Genomic DNA, 17739 nt, shown 5'->3' on the forward strand with positions numbered 1-17739 from the left:
GATATTGGTCAATTTTAACATCTTTTTGGCGAGTACGTAAGCCTGGCAAACCCTCAATAAGGACAAGAGACGGTAACGTGTTGCCATCTTCTTGAAATTCCACAGCTTGGTTATGGGTTTTCGCCCTAACTGGCAGAGAATTAAGCACTAAAAGCCTGGTATCTACAGTAAAAGATAGCCCTCATGGCGCAATAACCACTCCTTGCGCTGCACGCCACCCGCGTAGCCGGTCATCGTGCCGTTACGGCCAATAACGCGATGACAGGGAACGACAATGCTGACAGGATTAGATCCGTTGGCAGCGCCCACCGCTCGAGCAGCACCCGCACGGCCTAATTGTTCAGCCAGTTGGCCGTAATGCATAACATGGCCACAGGGAATATCACGTAGCGCCTGCCAGACTTCACGCTGGAAAGCTGTACCGGCCGTGGCGGTTGGCAGGTTATCGATGATACTGAGATCACCTTCGAAGTATGCCGCAAGCTTGTCGCTCAAGCCGTTGGGATTGCTGGCGCTGATACGTTCATACCCTTGTGAACGGTAATGAATATCGAGCAGCTCTATCATGCGGTTACTGTGCTCTTCCCACTCGACGGCACGTAAGTTGAACTGTTCGTCGGCAATAATCCACAGTGGCCCAAGCGGGGTAGCAATTTTATCTTCGAGTAATCTCAGCATCCTCTTTCCTTTAGTTCAGCCGCGGGTAAATACCCGGCCCAATTGGCAGGCCGACAAGATACCACGCCACCAGCATCACCAACCATACCCCTAAAAAGATAAGCGGATACGGTAAAACCAGCGAATAGTAAGTACCCAGTTTGGCTTCAGGTTTATAGCGCTGAAGGAAGCCTAAAAACAGAGGGACAAACGGTGAGACAGGAGCCAGCGGGATCACTGACGAATCGGCAACACGGAACAGGATCTGCGCAAACGCCGGGTGGAATCCGAGCATCATGAACATGGGGACGAAGATGGGAGCCAAAATAGACCAGATAGCCGAACCACTGGCAATAAACATACACAGCAAGGAAGACAAGAGTGCCAGACCGACAAACGCCGGAACACCGCTTAACCCGGCCGCTTCCAGGGCATCAGTCAGGCCAACGGCCATAAACTTGCCCATGTTACTCCAGTTGAACATCGCCACAAATTGCGCCAGTGGGAACACCATCACGATAAACCCGGCCATCTCTTTCATTGGCTCGATCATCAAGTGTGGTAAATCGGCCTGACGGCGGATCTTGCCTGTGGCGATACCATACGCCAGCGAAACGACGAAAAAGAAAAGGATGATCAGCGGTACGATCCCCTGAATAAAGGGTGAGGGCAGCACAGTGTGTTTGACCGGGTCGCGCAGCACACCGTTTTCCGGTACAACCATTAGCGCTACCACGGCAATAAATGCCAGTGAGACGATGCCGGCGACGCGCAGACCGAAACGCTGCTCTTTACTTAATGTCTCCAGCTTTTCATCGCGACTGCCTTCCCACTTGCCTAAACGCGGTTCAATGAGTTTATCGGTGATAAGGCCGCCGACAATTGTCAGAACAATCACTGAGCTTGCCATAAAGTACCAGTTGTCGATCACGCTCACATGCATCGCGGCATCAATCGTTTTTGCAGCTTCAGTACTGATGCCGGAGAGCAGCACGTCCGTGGTGACAATGAGCAGATTTGCCGTAAACCCGCAGCCGCCCCCGGCAATGGCGGACAACAGACCTGCGACAGGATGCCGACCCACCGCCAGGAAGATCAGCGCTCCCATTGGCGGCATAATCACCAGCGCGGCATCGGAGGAGATATGGCTGAAGAACGCGATAAACAGCACCATATAGCTGGCGTAACGCGCACTGACATGGGAAGCCATTTTTACCATCAACGCCGGTAGCAGGCCTACGCGCTCGGCCAGCCCGGCCCCCAGCACCAGCGCCAGAATGGCTCCAAGTGGGGCGAAGCCGCTGAAGTTTTTAATTACATTCGGCAAAAACCAGTGCAAGCCTTCAACACTGAGCAGGTTTTTGACCGCGACCAGACTACCGTCGGCCGGGCTTCGTACGCTCACGTCGAATGCGGACAGAATGGCTGTTGCCATCATCAGAATCACAATCAAATAGATAAAAAGCAGGAAAGGGTGCGGTACTTTATTGCCGATCCTTTCAACCCAGCCATAGAGCTTACCGGTTGGGGAATGCGAAGGTATGGAAGACATACTCATGGGCGTTCCTCGGGACTGTTGTGTTGTTGTGTTTGTGTTTGTGTTTATGTGTTTTTTTATTTTAAAGGTGACGGTGTCACGCCTTGCGGGATCGGACACTCGTACGGTCGGTCTGTTATCTGTTGTTCAAACTCGTCACGGCATGCCCGAAGAAGGTCAGCGTCCTGGAGCAGGTTCAGGGCCGTAGCCCCCATGACTTTTCCCGCCAGCAGCATGCCTTTATGGGCAATAGAGGTTCGACCCTGTGTAACCAATTGCCAGGTATGCAGTGGTGTGCCGATGGCGAAACAGGGGCTAAAGCACTGTGCGACAGGCATTTTCCAGCTGACATCGCCAACATCCGTTGAACCAGCCATGACATTGTCAGTCACGGCGTACGGGGCGACTTCGTCGATCAGCAACGTCTCCTGATGGCGACGGGCGAAGGTCTTGCCGTCTTCTCCCCCTGTTGCTGCAATATTTTTCAGGCTGTTTTGCAGATCATTTGGCGTAAGCGTTGTACGAATCTCACGGGCAAACTGGCGCTCCTCTTCATTCCAGGCGGGCGTTCCGTAATGTTGCAGGGCGCGATACATGGCTGCTTCGAGTGTGCGGTTAGGCAGGTAACTGGAACAGGCTTTGTCAAAGCGTTGCTCGACGGTGGTCTCTGTCATCAGCGCAGCACCCTGAGCGATCTTGTCAATACGCGCGTAGATCTGCCGTACATCGGCCATCTCCGGGGCGCGGATCAAATACAGCACTTCGGCCTGAGCCTGCACAACGTTGGGTGAAATGCCGCCCGTGTCGGTGATGGCATAATGTACACGCGCTTTCTCAATAATGTGCTCGTTGAGAAAATTTGTGCCGGTGGTCATCAGCGTGACGGCATCCAGCGCACTGCGGCCCAGATGTGGGGAGTTCGCTGCGTGGGCTGCCACGCCGTGAAAGCGCCACGATGCCTGAATGTTGGCGAGGGTACTGACATTAAACATCCCGGCAAAGGCTTCCGGATGCCAGGTCACTGCGGCATCGACATCATCAAACAAACCTTCACGCACCATAAAGGTTTTACCCGAGCCACCTTCTTCGCCTGGACAGCCGTAGAAACGAACGGTTCCGTTTCCGCCATGTTGTTCCAGCCAGCTTTTCACAGCCACTGCGCCAGCAAGGGCTGCCGTTCCCAGTAAATTATGCCCGCAGCCGTGGCCGTTAGCGCCAGGCGTTGATGATTGTACGGTGGCGCAATATGCCTGCTGGCTTAAGCCGGCCAGGGCATCATATTCACCCAGTAATGCGATAACGGGCTTTCCTGTGCCGAAACTGGCGATAAAGGCATTTGGAATGCCGCCTGCTTCACGCATGAGGCTAAATCCTTCGGCTTCCAGCGCATTAGCGAGCCGTTCTGCCGACCAAAACTCTTCGAAGCGGGTTTCCGGATGATCCCAGATCTCATCGGCTATATTGGTCAGTGTCTGAGATCGGGTGTCGATCGCATCAGCAATAAACGCATAGTTCTCCGGCATTACACACCTCGCGCCCACGGAAAATTCAGCGCCGTTCGCGCCAGGGTTTCGATAGCGATGCACATGATCTGCTCGTCGAAGTCGAATTTTTCGTTGTGATGCCCGGCACTCAGATCTGTACCAAACACCATATAAGAGGCCAGGCCGCCATTTTCCTGCACTCGCGCCATCATCAGCGTGGCATCTTCAGAGCCTGCAGGCGCTTTTACCTTGTCGATGGCATGCGTGACGCCGGAAACCTGGCTTGCCTGTTCGCGGAGGTAGTTCACCCAAGCGGGGGTTGGGGTACTGGAGGTTGCCGCCCCCATCAGACGCATCTCTGAGGTAACACCGTAAAGTGCAGCCGCACCGGTAATAACAGACGTTGCACGCTCGAATACGTACTGATTGATGGCTTCGCTTTCGCCGCGGGTTTCTACCTTAAGCAAAGCGCTGGCAGGCACAACATTGCGGCCACTGCCAGCCTGCATGACACCAACGTTTACGCGGGAAGCGCCTTCGCTGTGTGGTGCTATGCTGTGCAGGGCGAGCGCGGCCTGTGCGGCGGCTAACAGGGCGTTGCGGCCTTCTTCTGGTTTACCGCCGGCGTGTGCGGCTACACCGGTAAAGCGCACGTCAAACTTGGTGGTAGCCATAAAGTTATCGCTGCCGCAGATAACGGTTCCGGCAGGGACGCCTGTGCCAATATGAATAGCGGTAAAGTAATCCACCCCCTCAAGCGCACCGGCAGCCACCATCGCGCGAGCGCCCCGAGTGCCTTCTTCGGCGGGCTGGAAAATAATTTTGATCGTGCCGTTCAACTGGGCTTCATTCTGTTTCAGTACCTGCGCCAGACCCAGGCCGATCGTGGTGTGACCGTCATGACCACAGGCGTGCATCATACCGGGATTACAGGAGGAAAAACCTTCACGGAATGGGCGATGGCTCTCCTCCTGGGCCTCACTCAGATCGAGAGCATCCATATCCACCCGAAAGGCCATAACGGGGCCGGGTCGGCCTGTATTGAGGGTGGCAACGATACCGGCAAATCCGCCTTCAAAGGCCGTAAGCCATTTTTCGGGAGCGCCTTGCTCACGGGCGCGGATAAACTCGCGGGCAAGAGTTGTATCATCCGGCAGCCCCATGCGGCTGTCGGCATCCACAACGTCCCGGCCCATCGCCAGTTCGTAGCCCAGGTGGTGTAATGTTTCTGCCACTTTTGCCGCCGTGCGAAACTCCACCCAGCCAGACTCTGCAAAACGGTGGAAATCGCGTCGCCATGCGCTCAGTTGCGGGGTTAAGGTCTGGATGTATTGCGTCAGTTGATCCATGTCTTTTCCTGTCATCATTAAAATATGTGAACTGCTTCACGCTGTGATAGTTTTTACTTATCACTAACCGTTTTTTCACAGTTTTAACCGTTCAGGAATTACCCTCGCACATCCATTTCCATTAAAGTAGATGACAATTTCTTTACTCTGATAAACAACAGTTATCGGTGAGTTATGTCCTATCAGGTTAAATTTCATCAAATCCGGGCGTTTGTAGAAGTGGCTCGCCAGGGCAGTATTCGGGGGGCGAGCCGGGCGCTGAATCTTTCCCAACCGGCACTGACCAAATCGATCAAGGAGCTGGAGGAAGGGATGGCTGCTCAGCTTTTTGTTCGGCGCAGTAAAGGTGTGACGCTGACAGAGTGTGGTGAAAGCTTTTATCAGCATGCCAACCTCATTCTTGAGGAACTTCGTGCCGCGCAGGACGACATTCGTCAGCGGCAGGGGCAACTGGCCGGACAAATCAACATTGGTATGGGAGCCAGTATTTCCCGAACATTAATGCCTGCGGTCATTACCCGTTTTCACGTGCAGCATCCACGAGTGAAGGTCCGAATAATGGAAGGGCAGCTGGTATCGATGATTAACGAATTACGTCAGGGGGAACTGGATTTTACAATAAACACTTATTGCCAGGGTCCATACGATCATGAATTTACCTTCGAAAAACTCTTTGAAAAACCGTTTGCCATATTTTGTCGGGAAGGGCATCCGGCAATAGGAGCCAGAACAATTAATGAGCTTTTACATTATGACTGGACAATGCCAACGCCACGGGGAAGTTATTATAAACAATTAGAAGATGTGTTTATGCACCGCTCGCAAATACCCCGTATCGGTATTGTCTGTGAAACGTTTTCCTCCTGCATTAGCCTGGTCGCACAAAGTGATTTCCTGAGCATTCTGCCGCAGGAACTGGGCTGTGACCCGTTGTTGGCGCATCGTCTGGTGATGCTGCCTGTTGTCGAAACACTCCCAAAAGCGACTTATTATTTAATCCAGCGACGTGATTCACGCCAGACACCGCTTACTGAATCGTTAATTACGCAATTCAGAATGGAAGCCAGAAATATAGTATATGAATAAAATAACAAAAATAAAAAAATAGAGTCTGCCGACACCTGACAGACCCTACAGTACACACAGCAGTATATCCTTTCACATGTCCCGCGTGTTTTATCCGTTAAGCAGGTTTATTTAGTTATAACAGCTTTCCTGTAAAATGAAAGGTTGTAGAGTGATTGATTTCACGAATTTTTAACTTAAATTTAATGTTTAACTAATGCTGAAATTTAAGTTAAGTTAGGTTTAAATTTGTCATTAGTTATTTTTGTATTTTCCCCTGTGTGATTATTTATTGTGTTTATTATTATCCGCGTATTCAGGGGCGGGGTGATTGAGACACGCCTCAGGCAAGGGTATAGTACAGAGCTCAGATGTAGCCGGAGAATGTCCATGAACCCTGACGACAAATCGCTCTTTCTTGACGCCATGGAAGATGTCCAGCCCCTGAAGCGCTGTACCGATATTCACTGGCAGCCGGAGCGTAATTCGCGTACCCGACAAGAGCTTGATACCGAGCAACTCGATAATTTTTTAACGCTGGGTTTTTTGGAGTTAGTCCCGCTTGCAGAGCCGCTGGCATTTCAACGTGACGGCGTGCAGCAGGGGGTTATTGATAAGTTACGCTCAGGTAAGTATTCCCGTCAGGCCAGCTTAAACTTATTACGCCAGCCCGTTGAACAATGCCGTCAGATGCTGTTTGCGTTTATCCGCCAGGCAGGGCGCGAGGGGTTGCGCAATCTGGTTATCGTTCACGGAAAAGGGCGTGAAGAGAATTCACACCCCAACGTTGTGCGCAGTTATCTGGCACGCTGGCTCGCGGAATTTGACGACGTGCAGGCATTTTGTGTGGCATTGCCTCATCATGGAGGCAGCGGAGCCTGTTATGTCGCGCTACGAAAATCTGACGAAGCCAGAGCTGAAAACTGGGAGCGGCACGCCAAACGCAGTCGTTAACCTGCGCTCAGTGCTGCCAGTATCTCTTTCCCATTCCACATCACGCCATACACCGCGACCGCCAGCATAAATACGGCTGTCGCGAACCGTATGACACGTTCGTACTTTACTGAGACATACCGTCTGATGCCCACGATCCAGAGGGTAAGGATCACCAGATCCAGCACAATCCAGATAGCCGTCAACAGAGCAATGCTGTGCGCAAAATTATGGGTTACCGGGACGAACAGCGGGAAAAAGGCGACAAAAAAGAGAATGTCTTTTGGGTTGGCAATAGCCGTTAAAAATCCGGTGATAAAGCCGCCCGGTCGTGTTGATGTTTGCTCCCCTGTACCTGAATGCGTAAGTATCTGAATTGCCATTGCACCGAGAAATAGCGCACCCGCAAGGCTGATACACGTCAGGCTTAATGGGTGTATTTCCACGATCCCGCTCAGGATTAACACCGCCATCGCCAGTAACACCAGCGACGCTAAATTGGTTCCGGCAAGCGTGATAAATGCACGTTTATACCCTTCCCGTAAGGCTGTGTGAGTCACGAGTGCAATAACGGGACCGGGTGTGATGAGCAATAGAATAACGGCCACGAGATAAGAGCCCAGTAGCGATAACGCCATATCAGCATTCCTTGTGGTGAAGAGAAGAGGAGTGTCTGCCATCGCACTGGAATTGAAAAACGGAAAATCCTGCGTTTTAATGTGAGTTAAACTCACAATGGATTATTCCATGCTCTCTCCACTTCCGCCTTTGTATGCACTACGGGCCTTTGATGCCGCCGCCCTTTGTGGCTCGTTTACCCGTGCGGCACAAATGCTGCACGTCACACCTGGCGCAATCAGCCGTCACATCCGTACCCTGGAAGAGAACTTTCATTGCCAGCTCTTTCTGCGCAATGGTCCTGCGGTTGAACTGACCGATGCCGGACGTATCCTGGCAAGCCAACTCAGAAATGGTTTTGCTACGCTGGAGAGTGCGTGTGAGGCATTTCGTACCACCCGCCACGGACTACGACTAAAAGCCCCCTCAACACTAACACTGAACTGGTTACTGAACATTCTGAAGATATTTGTTGAGGAAAACTCAACGCCTGAGGTGCATGTTTCCAGTGTCTGGATGGATGTCGATCACGTTGATTTTTATCAGGAGCCGTTTGACTGCGCGATTTTGCTCGGCAACGGTCAGTTTGGCGAGCAGACCGTTTCACAGTTGCTCTTTAAAGAGTGCCTTGCGCCGGTATGTGCGCCGGGGCTTCTGGAAAAAGCGCAACACAATATCAGTGCCTGCGAACTGATTCACCCTTCGCCAGATCGGCGTGACTGGCGACGCTGGCTTAAAGGTAGCCCGTTTGAGTTGACGCTGGATATCAGCAAAGGGAAGGTTTTCGATACGCTGGAGCAGGGAAATCAGGCGGCAGCCGGTGGGTTCGGTGTGTCTGTCGGGGATGTGGCGCTGAGCATTCCGGCGCTGGAGAGTGGTTTGCTGGTGATGCCGTTTACCCGCACGATTGAAACCGGGGATGGCTATTATCTGGTCTGGCCCAGCGACAGCCCAAAGCAACAGGGCATTGAGACGCTACGTGCGTTCTTGCTCGGGCATATTCCGGATATCAGCGCGTGCGTTAAATAGCGGGCGACAGATCGCCCGCTGGGTTTCGTATGACGATCAGAAGGTTTCCCAGTTACCGTCGGCGGCGGTAGTGGTTGCCGGGCGTAACAATTGTGGTGTTTTCACATTTGTCGGGCGAGAAGCCGTCACCTTTTCTTGTGCGTTCAGGCGGAATGCCGCGACGGCCTGACGTAACTGTTCTGACTGGTCTTCCAGCGCGGCGGCGGCCGTTGCTGATTCCTGAACCAGCGCGGCGTTTTGCTGTGTCACGCTGTCCATCTGCGAAACGGCCAGGCTAACCTGCTCAATCCCCCGACTCTGCTCATCGGATGCCGACGAAATTTCACCCATAATGTCGGTCACGCGGGTGACTGCCGCGACGATCTCTTTCATGGTTTCACCCGCTTCACTGACCTGGCCAGAACCGGTATTTACGCGGCTAACCGAGTTCTCGATAAGTCCTTTGATCTCTTTCGCCGCCTGCGCACTGCGGCTGGCCAGCGTTCGTACTTCGCCTGCTACGACGGCAAATCCCCGGCCCTGTTCCCCGGCTCGAGCGGCTTCAACAGCGGCGTTGAGTGCCAGGATATTGGTCTGGAACGCGATGCTGTCGATAACACTGGTAATGTGAGCAATCTGCTGTGAGCTGTCGGCAATTTCGGTCATGGTACGCACAACGTTATCGACGACACGTCCACCCCTGGCCGCGGTATCGGAGGCATTTTTGGCCAGTAAGGTGGCCTGACGGGCATTATCGGAGTTCTGTTTGACCGTTGCGGTTAACTCTTCCATGCTGGCAGCCGTTTCTTCCAGTGAGGCAGCCTGTTGTTCTGTACGGGCCGAGAGATCGTTGCTACCGGCGGCAATTTCACCTGCGCCGGTGTAGATCGAGTCGGTACTGCCGCGCACCGCGCTGACCGTGCTCACCAGAGACTGTTGCATCTCATGCAAACCGGTCGCCAGTTGTCCCATTTCATTACGGCTGCCAAGAGTAATGCTGTGCGTCAGATCGCCACCTGCGATGGTTCGAATATGGTTCATGATGCTTTTCAGTGGGGTTAACAGCAGGTGTTGTAAACCTTGCCAAATCACCACCAGGACAACGACTACGGCGAGGAAGATGCCAGCCAGCGTCCATTGCATATGCGTAAAGCTGCTCTGGTTCTCTTCGGCGGCGGCTTTGAGTAAGGTGTTATTCTCTGCACGCCAGCGATTGTATACCGCCTCCATATCATCCTGCGCCTGCTGCGCATCCAGATCGCCATAAGCCTGATAGTTATCTGCACGCAGATACTCAATCGACAGACGCATCACCTCATGCATTTGCGTCCAGGATTTTTGCATCTCTTCCGTCAGAGCCTGGTTTTGGCCCTTCACCTGTGGCATTTTTTGCCAGGCGCTGTAATAGGTTTCGGCTTTTCCCAGTGATTCACTGGCCGTTCCCAGCAGTTTGCTGATGGCGGCCATTGCCGCTGGGTCACGTTGATTTTTCAGATAACGAATCGCCACACGGGTGACGGTAACGCGTGTTTTCACCAGGGTGTTCACGCTGTCACTCAGGCTTTCCTGTTGCGCGTTAAGCACGCCTGAGTTCTGGAAGTTGTGGCGGTCATTACTGACGGCAGAGTAAAACAACCCGCCCGTGACAACTTGCAGCAGACAGAATATGGTGAGTGCAAAGATAATACCGGTGATAACGTGCAAATTTTTCAGCATGGCGGTCGTCCGTTATAGGTGCAGGAGTTGCACAAATAATATCGACGTAGCGAAATTAAACTTTAATTTAACTATTACTTAACTAACAGTATTGCTCCGGAACGCGTTGTAAACCGGAACAATATTGATGGTCCAGGCGTTCTCTCTACCCAGTGAATCAGGAAGGCATACATGACCAGTATTGATAAAAGTGGAACGTACACGTTAGGGACGCGTACGGTTAAGCGGCTCGGCTATGGCGCAATGCAGCTTGCAGGTCCTGGTGTTTTTGGGCCACCGAAGGACAAAAATGCTGCGCTTGATGTGCTTCGTCATGCAGTCGCCGCAGGTGTGAACCACATTGATACCAGTGATTTTTACGGCCCTCATGTCACTAACCAGCTTATTCGTGAGGCACTTCATCCGTACCGTGACGACCTCACCATTGTTACCAAAATAGGTGCGAGGCGAGGTGATGATGCTTCCTGGCTGCCCGCATTTTCGGCGGCTGAACTGACACAGGCAGTGCATGACAACTTACGCAACCTGAAACTGGATGTGCTGGATGTGGTTAATTTACGCATCATGTTTAGTGCGCATGGTCCGGCAGAAGGCTCGATTGCTGAGCCACTGGCCGCGCTCGCGGAGCTTCAGCAGCAAGGGTTGGTTCGTCATATTGGATTAAGTAATGTGACGGCTACACAGGTTGCTGAAGCGCAGAAGATCGTTTCGGTTGTTTGCGTTCAGAACATGTACAACATTGTGAATCGTGAAGATGACGCTCTGGTTGATCTGCTCGCTCAGCAGAAGATCGCGTATGTCCCGTTCTTCCCGCTTGGCGGCTTTACACCGTTGCAATCTTCCGGGCTGCAGGCGGTCGCCGATTCGCTAGGTGCAACAGCCATGCAGGTTGCACTGGCCTGGTTGCTGCAACGTTCCCCCAATATCTTGCTGATCCCCGGTACATCCTCTGTGGTGCATTTGCGTGAAAATCTGGCCGCTGCCGATCTGATTTTACCGGTGGATGCGCTTGATACCCTGAACGCGCTGGTGGATTAAGCGCAAAAATGAAAAGTCCAAAGCGACGGCTTTGGGCTTTTTCCGTCCGGCATGTTATTTACGCATAACCTTATCCGACTGAGTAGTCTTTGCCTTCAGCTCAGGATGTCTGGCGATGTTTTGCGCTTTGGTTTTGTTAATGTCGCACGTGCCGTTGCTTTCCGTGACCTGAGTACAGCCGGAACGCTCCAGCTTCGCGCGGTATTTTGCACTAATAGCATGTGCAGGGAGGGCAGTCAGGGTGGCTAAAGCCAGGGCTATCATCACTGTTTTTTTCATGACAATCTTTCTCGTTTTGTGGTTGTAAACCCTGTCGGGTTTATTCCGCCGCAGATTCTGCCTGGCGATTTCTCCTGTGCAGCGCTAATGCTTCCGCCACAATCTCCTGCTTACTTTTGCGTGTCTCAAACGCAGTGGCTCTGACGTACTCCATTAAGTCTTTATCAACTCTTGCACTTAACATCTTCAGGTCGGCATCTTTTGCGAAACCGCGTGCAATACGCTTATCCGGATAATCACGGGTTGGCATAGAAAACGTCCTCTACACGTTGTCTTGTTAATTTGTGCTGTAAAATATGCTGCTGACAAAAATTAAAGTCAATATATAGTGATTGCATAGTGATGTTATTTTTTGGTTTTGCATTTAGATTAAGTCATTGGTAAGTGATTTTTATATGACTTTTGTTTGACTTAGTTTCCTCTAAGGTTGCGAGTTCAAAAATTTACGTCTCATCACAGAATCACCTTTTTTCTTTTTACTTTGTTTCCTGTGTTAACTATGTTGGGGCCATTGTTCTATGGCATAAAAAAGGTGAAAACACGATGGTGAACCAACATATCAATAAGATGACCCAGGGCATTTTGCTGGCAATGGCCGGGGTGGCGACATTCTCTGCACCACTGGCTTTTGGCGCGGAAACGGCTATCACACAGATTGCCGGTAAGGTACTGCCTTATCAGGAAAAACCCCGGGTCTTTGTGCTAACCGATATCGGTAATGAGCCGGACGACCAGATGTCTCTGACGCGGTTTTTGCTCTACGCCAACGAGATGAATATTGAAGGTCTGGTGGCAACCACATCGACCTGGCAGCGTGAAAAAGTGCATACCGATATGATTGACCTGGTGGTGGGGCACTATGGTGAAGTACAGCCGAATCTGCTGAAACATGCTGCCGGATTCCCGACGGTGTCTGCACTGCAGTCTGTGGTGGCGCCAGGCCTGGCAAGCTATGGCATCGCAGCGACAGGGGAAGGAAAACAGACCGCGGGTTCTGAGCTGCTGGTTAAGGCCATTGAAAAGAGTACTGATGCGAATCACCCGCTGTTTATCACCCTGTGGGGAGGGGCGAACACCCTGGCGCAGGCGTTACAGGATGTGTCGAGAAAACATCCCGCAGAGAGGGTTCAGTCGCTGGCGCGTAATCTGGTGGTGTATGCCATCTCCGATCAGGATGATGCCGGAAGCTGGGTGCGTGAACACTACCCGGATATCACCTACATCGTCGACCCCTCCAGCCAAAACGGTGAAGATTATGCCCGAGCCACCTGGACCGGGATCAGCGGCGATCGGTATTACCGCAATGCACCGGGAGCAGACTTTACCACCGTCTCTCAGCACTGGCTGGATGAGAATATCCGCAATAAAGGGCCAATGGGGAAAGGCTATCTGAAGTATCTGTTTATCATGGAAGGTGACACGCTGTCGTTTATGAGCCTCATCCGTAACGGCTTAAACAGCGAAAGAAACCCCGGCTGGGGTGGCTGGGGAGGACGTTATATTGTGCGTCAGCCGCAGCATGAAACGCGCCCTGTCTGGAGCAGCGGAGGGGACTTTTATCCAGGCAACCCTAACGCAGCGGATACGGTGACGGGAAAAGACGGCAAGCAGTATACCTCTAACCAGGCGACGATCTGGCGCTGGCGTGAAGCTTTCCAGCATGACTTTGCTGCACGTATGGCATGGGGGATTAACGACTATGCGAACGCCAATCACAACCCGGACGTGGTGGTGAATGGTCAGGCGGGTCAACAGGGGGTTTATCTGCAGGCCAAAAAAGGGGAAACACTGACTCTGGATGCATCAGGCAGCAAAGATCCCGATGGCGATAAGCTCAGCTACAACTGGTTTCTCTACCCTGAGGCCGGTTCGGCCAGCTCTGCTGCCGTGGATGTTAACGACGTTCAGGGACGTCGCGGAGAAGATAATCTCAATGCGCCAGCCGTGTTGACGCTGGGTGAAAATGGCCAACAACGTGTGACGGTGAAAGCCCAGCGAGCGGGTACTGAGCACCTGATTCTGGCCGTGACGGATAATGGCACTCCGTCGTTAACCTCCTACCGTCGCATCATTGTTTCCGTCAAGTAATTCAGGTATGAAGTGATGTCGGATGCGAAAGCCTCTGACATCACCTCTTCGTTAACTCTGCCGGTGAACCACGATGAAAACCGCTCTTGCGCCCGCCCTCACGTTGCGAGAGAAGCTCTGTTACGGCCTGGGGGATACCTCAGCGAATATCTTTATGGGCATGACGATGATGTTCTTGTCCATCTACTACACCGATGTGTTCCAGCTTAACCCTGCAATAATGGGCAGTTTGTTTTTGATGGCGCGCTTGCTGGATGCGTTTGGCGATCCCCTTATTGGTCTTCTGGCGGACCGGACTCGTTCTTCCCGTGGGCGTTATCGGCCCTGGTTGCTCTGGTTCGCGTTTCCCTATGGACTGAGCTGCGCGGCGGTCTTTTTTTCGCCTGAACTCAGCGCGTTCTGGCGCACGGTTTATGCCTGTCTGACCTATACCGCGCTGGTGCTTAGCTTCAGCTTTGTGGTGGTTCCCTATGTATCACTGCTGGGCGCAATCTCAGCCGATAGCGACGAACGGATCCACATTAATGCGATCCGCTTTCCTCTTGCCAAAACGGCCTACTTACTCTGCTCACTGTTGATCCCTGCGCTGATTACCCTCTTTGATCACGATGTACTGGGCTACCGGGTGGTGATGAGCGGGATTGGATTGTTGTCTACGCTGTTGATCCTGATTTGTTACTTCAATACGCAGGAGCGGGTGATCCCGGAGGGTATGCCCGCCGTCAGTCTGCGCCAGCAGTTTGGTTATCTCCTGAAAAATGACCAGGCGCTGATCCTTTTTGCGGCGCAAGGGCTGGTGATGATCATGAATACGCTGAAGTTTGGTGCGGCAGCCTATTTCGTAAAATATGTCCTCAGTATGCCCGTCACCTTTCTGAGCATGATGCTGACTATGGCATCGGTGGCGGGTATTGTGGCTCCGGTGATGACCGGATATCTGCTACGCAGTGGAAAGGTGAAACGCATTGTGCTGCTGGTCTACAGCCAGCTGGCGAGTGGGGCGATCACGCTGGCGATTGGCTTTATGCCAGCCAGTGCGCTCTGGTCGCATGTCGGGCTTTTTGTTTTCGCCACGCTGGCGGCAGAGCTGATTGCGGTGATCCTGTGGGCAAGCGTAGCAGATGCCGCAGATTACGGATTTTATCGTTTTGGCGTTCGCATTAACGGCATGATTGGCGGCGGTATGTTGTTCGCGACGAAAGCCGGTATGGCGGTAGGGGGCGCGCTGATAGGGTATGTGCTGGCATGGTATGGTTATCGGCCAGAAATGCACACCGTGGCGTTGCCGGATCACCTTCCGGCGTTTCGTTGGCTCTATATCTGGCTCCCGGCCTGTTGCCTGTTTTTGACGGCGGCTTTGCTGCAGTGTTATCGGCTGGATGAACAAAAAATGAGGGATGTTATGATGGCCGTTCGGGATGAGGCGGGTCGGAAAGAGGCGACACGACATGGATTATAAAAAACACATTCTCAATATTTTGCACAGTGAGCACGCGTCACGCGCGGAGATGACCCGGCGGGTTGGCGTCACCAAAGCCTACATTACCAAGCTGACATCACAGCTGTTGCAGGAAGGGTGGATTGAGGAGCGCGATATTAAAGATGTCGCCTTTGGTCGTCCGCAGCAACTTCTGGCCGTAAAAGGCGGACAAGCCTTTAGTATCAATATTATGCTGCGAAAGGGGAGTTTTCAGGGAACGCTTAACGATTACAACACCCAGGTTGATGCGCTTGCGACTCATGAATTTTCCCTGCCGGAAATGATGACGCCAGCCGAGTTGGTCATCCGCATTGCGGGTGGCATTAAAGCGCTGTGCGACGCCGCCGGGGTTGCGCAATCCTGCATCAACGTGGCCAGTGTAGCGCTACAGGGCGGGATTGAACATTTCACCGGTGTGGTACGTTATTGCCCGCTGTTTACGGACAATAACGTCAATCTGATGGCGCTTATTCAGGAGCATGTCGGGATCACCACCCGAATTTATAACATTGCTCATTGCACCAACTACCTGCTGGCAAAGCGATCGCCGGGATTATCGTATGTGGCCTTTATGCCAGGCTTTGGCAGCCTGGGATATGGCTACTGCACAAACGGTGTACCAGGGTTGGGTGAGAACGGTTTTTATCCGGAAATCGTACATTTACCGTATGAAGGCGGCATAGAACACGCCTTTAATGTCATTGAAGAGAACAAAGCAGAGACGGTGCTGACCACAGCGAAAGCACTCTACTTCGCCATTTGTTGCACTGCGCCCATTCATAACATCAAGCTGGCGATTGCCACTGGTGAATTGTTTGAAGATTACGGTGAAGAAGTCCTGCCGCGTGTTCAGGATATGCTGGATAACAACCCTAATCAGCATATTCGCGAAATTCGTCTCCGGCATGATAAAACGGGATATCACTATGGCGTGAAAGGGCTGGTCCAGCTCAGTTCAGACAGTATCACTGAGCAACTGGTTTGATGCCTTTCCACGACGGGCTTACATCAGAATTTGAGGTCAATAACATGGATTTTAGCGCACTTCATTTACAGGTTACGGCTGCGCCACCGGCGTTTCCGGGCGTTGCACCTGTCCCGCTTACCGACGCAACGATGCAGGAACGTAAGAACAATGTCCTGAAACGAATGGATGCTGAGGATTTTGACGCCATTATTGTGTATGCCGACAAAGAACACGGCAGCAACTTTGAGTACCTGACGGGGTTTATTCCCCGCTTTGAAGAGGGGTTGCTGGTGCTGGAGAAAAACGGTGACGCGACCGTGATCCTCGGCAATGAAAATCTGAAGATGGCGACATATTCCCGCCTGCCGGTCACGCTTAAGCACAGCCCGCTATTCTCGCTGCCTAACCAGCCGATGGAAAACGATAAACCCCTGAGTGTGCTGTTCGATGAAATTGGGTTGAGTGCCATGTCCCGCATTGGATTAGTCGGCTGGAAAATGTTTACCTCATCTCTGGCTGACAATAAGCAACTTTTCGATTTACCCTGGTTTATTGTCGACGCCATTCGCAACAGTATTTCGGCCAGTACGGTCCTGGAAAATGCCGCACATCTTTTTATTGGCGGAAATAAGGGTGTCCGGATCACCAATAACGCGAATGAGATTGCACATTATGAGTACGGCGCAAATCTTGCGTCAACCTGCATACTGAACGCGATGAATGCCGTGGAGCCGGGGATTCGCGAGGCGCAATTGGGCAGCTATCTCACGGCAGAAGGCCAGTACAATACGGTAGTAACGATTGCCGCTGCCGGGCAACGTTTTGAAAAGGCCAACCTTTACCCGACATATAAACCGGTGCAGCGAGGCCAGCCTCTTTCCATGACGACCGGTTTTAAAGGCGGGCTTTCCAGCCGGACTGGTTTTGTCATTGCTGATGAGAGCGAGTTGCCGGAAACGCAAAAAGACTATCTTGAACGCGTAGCGAAACCCTACTTTGGTGCTGTTGTTACCTGGCTCGAAACGATAAAAATTGGGATGAAGGGCGGGGAGATGTACTCCCTGATCTCGTCCGTTCTGCCGAAAGAAAAATATAGATGGCATCTGAATCCAGGGCATCTCAGCGCAGACGAAGAGTGGATGTCATCCCCAGTCTATAACGCCTCTACGGAAACCCTGAAAAGCGGAATGATCCTGCAGATCGATATTATTCCATCCGTCCCGGGGTACACCGGCATAAGCGCCGAAGAGAGTATCGCGTTGGCAGATCCTGCGCTTCAGAAGGAGATACAACACCTTTGGCCTGAGTTATGGGCGAGAATTGAAGCCAGAAAAAACTATATAAATAATGAGCTTAATATAAAGCTGAGCGACGATGTGATCCCACTGTCAAATACCGTGGCCTATTTGCGGCCTTTCTTACTGGCGAAAAATAAAGCCTTCACCTGTTAAACCCGCCACGGGCCGGATGAAATCCGGCTCTCTTTATCTGAATGTGTCGTTATTTCAGTGGGTTCTGTT

Annotated in this window: 15 protein-coding genes and 1 pseudogene; 8 read left to right on the forward strand and 8 right to left on the reverse strand. The window is 52.2% G+C overall.

Annotated elements, in window-relative coordinates; all coding sequences use genetic code 11:
• Positions 1-162: 162 nt before the first annotated feature.
• From ogt to GF617_RS06925, 4 genes are read right to left on the reverse strand one after another with little or no spacing between them, the layout of a single operon-like run.
• Positions 163-678 (reverse strand): methylated-DNA--[protein]-cysteine S-methyltransferase, encoded by a 516-nt coding sequence (gene ogt / locus GF617_RS06910; RefSeq protein WP_181623342.1) that lies wholly within the window; start codon positions 676-678, stop codon positions 163-165.
• Between the two features lie 10 nt (positions 679-688).
• The gene (gene abgT, locus GF617_RS06915; RefSeq protein WP_203451362.1) at positions 689-2215 is read right to left on the reverse strand and encodes a p-aminobenzoyl-glutamate transporter; all 1527 of its coding nucleotides are present in this window, start codon (positions 2213-2215) and stop codon (positions 689-691) included.
• A gap of 56 nt (positions 2216-2271) precedes the next feature.
• On the reverse strand, positions 2272-3717 hold the full coding sequence (locus tag GF617_RS06920) for a M20 family metallopeptidase (protein ID WP_203451363.1): 1446 nt from the start codon (positions 3715-3717) through the stop codon (positions 2272-2274).
• Positions 3717-5027: a M20 family metallo-hydrolase gene (locus GF617_RS06925; RefSeq protein WP_181623345.1), complete on the reverse strand. Its 1311-nt coding sequence runs from the start codon at positions 5025-5027 to the stop codon at positions 3717-3719. Before GF617_RS06925 ends, GF617_RS06920 begins: the two co-directional genes overlap by 1 nt.
• Before the next feature lie 174 nt (positions 5028-5201).
• Here GF617_RS06925 and GF617_RS06930 point away from each other — a divergent pair, with 174 nt between their 5' ends.
• The gene (locus GF617_RS06930; protein WP_203451364.1) at positions 5202-6113 is read left to right on the forward strand and encodes a LysR family transcriptional regulator; all 912 of its coding nucleotides are present in this window, start codon (positions 5202-5204) and stop codon (positions 6111-6113) included.
• Positions 6114-6482: 369 nt separating this feature from the next.
• Complete coding sequence (gene smrA, locus GF617_RS06935) at positions 6483-7046, forward strand: DNA endonuclease SmrA (RefSeq protein WP_203451365.1); 564 nt, start codon at positions 6483-6485, stop codon at positions 7044-7046.
• Here the strand turns inward: smrA and GF617_RS06940 are convergent.
• Positions 7043-7663, reverse strand: a complete 621-nt coding sequence (locus GF617_RS06940) for a LysE family translocator (protein ID WP_203451366.1) — start codon at positions 7661-7663, stop codon at positions 7043-7045. The two genes, smrA and GF617_RS06940, sit on opposite strands and share 4 nt — an antisense overlap.
• A 109-nt stretch (positions 7664-7772) precedes the next feature.
• Between GF617_RS06940 and GF617_RS06945 the strand changes: the two genes are divergently transcribed.
• Entirely contained in the window at positions 7773-8672 is a 900-nt protein-coding gene (locus GF617_RS06945) for a LysR family transcriptional regulator (RefSeq protein WP_203451367.1), read from the forward strand.
• Positions 8673-8708: 36 nt separating this feature from the next.
• On the opposite strand, the gene GF617_RS06950 is transcribed toward GF617_RS06945, so the two are convergent.
• Entirely contained in the window at positions 8709-10367 is a 1659-nt protein-coding gene (locus GF617_RS06950) for a methyl-accepting chemotaxis protein (protein ID WP_181623350.1), read from the reverse strand.
• A gap of 171 nt (positions 10368-10538) precedes the next feature.
• Between GF617_RS06950 and GF617_RS06955 the strand changes: the two genes are divergently transcribed.
• Positions 10539-11405 (forward strand): aldo/keto reductase family oxidoreductase, encoded by an 867-nt coding sequence (locus GF617_RS06955; RefSeq protein WP_203451368.1) that lies wholly within the window; start codon positions 10539-10541, stop codon positions 11403-11405.
• A gap of 111 nt (positions 11406-11516) precedes the next feature.
• On the opposite strand, the pseudogene GF617_RS06960 reads toward GF617_RS06955, so the two are convergent.
• A pseudogene (locus tag GF617_RS06960) lies at positions 11517-11684 on the reverse strand (hypothetical protein); the annotation flags it as partial.
• A 40-nt stretch (positions 11685-11724) separates the two neighbouring features.
• The gene (locus GF617_RS06965) at positions 11725-11934 is read right to left on the reverse strand and encodes a hypothetical protein (protein ID WP_181623353.1); all 210 of its coding nucleotides are present in this window, start codon (positions 11932-11934) and stop codon (positions 11725-11727) included.
• Positions 11935-12227: 293 nt separating this feature from the next.
• On the opposite strand from GF617_RS06965, the gene GF617_RS06970 reads away from it, so the two are divergent.
• From GF617_RS06970 to GF617_RS06985, 4 genes are all read left to right on the forward strand, one after another.
• Complete coding sequence (locus GF617_RS06970) at positions 12228-13772, forward strand: nucleoside hydrolase-like domain-containing protein (RefSeq protein ID WP_203451369.1); 1545 nt, start codon at positions 12228-12230, stop codon at positions 13770-13772.
• 73 nt (positions 13773-13845) lie between these two features.
• Positions 13846-15231, forward strand: a complete 1386-nt coding sequence (locus GF617_RS06975; protein ID WP_203451370.1) for an MFS transporter — start codon at positions 13846-13848, stop codon at positions 15229-15231.
• The gene (locus GF617_RS06980; protein WP_203451371.1) at positions 15221-16237 is read left to right on the forward strand and encodes a NagC family transcriptional regulator; all 1017 of its coding nucleotides are present in this window, start codon (positions 15221-15223) and stop codon (positions 16235-16237) included. Before GF617_RS06975 ends, GF617_RS06980 begins: the two co-directional genes overlap by 11 nt.
• Before the next feature lie 44 nt (positions 16238-16281).
• Positions 16282-17670 carry a Xaa-Pro peptidase family protein gene (locus GF617_RS06985; protein WP_181623357.1) on the forward strand — a complete coding sequence of 463 codons (1389 nt, stop codon included), beginning with the start codon at positions 16282-16284 and terminating at the stop codon, positions 17668-17670.
• The last annotated feature ends 69 nt before the right edge of the window (positions 17671-17739 follow it).

Source organism: Lelliottia sp. RWM.1 (assembly GCF_016859735.1).
Lineage (GTDB): Bacteria > Pseudomonadota > Gammaproteobacteria > Enterobacterales > Enterobacteriaceae > Enterobacter.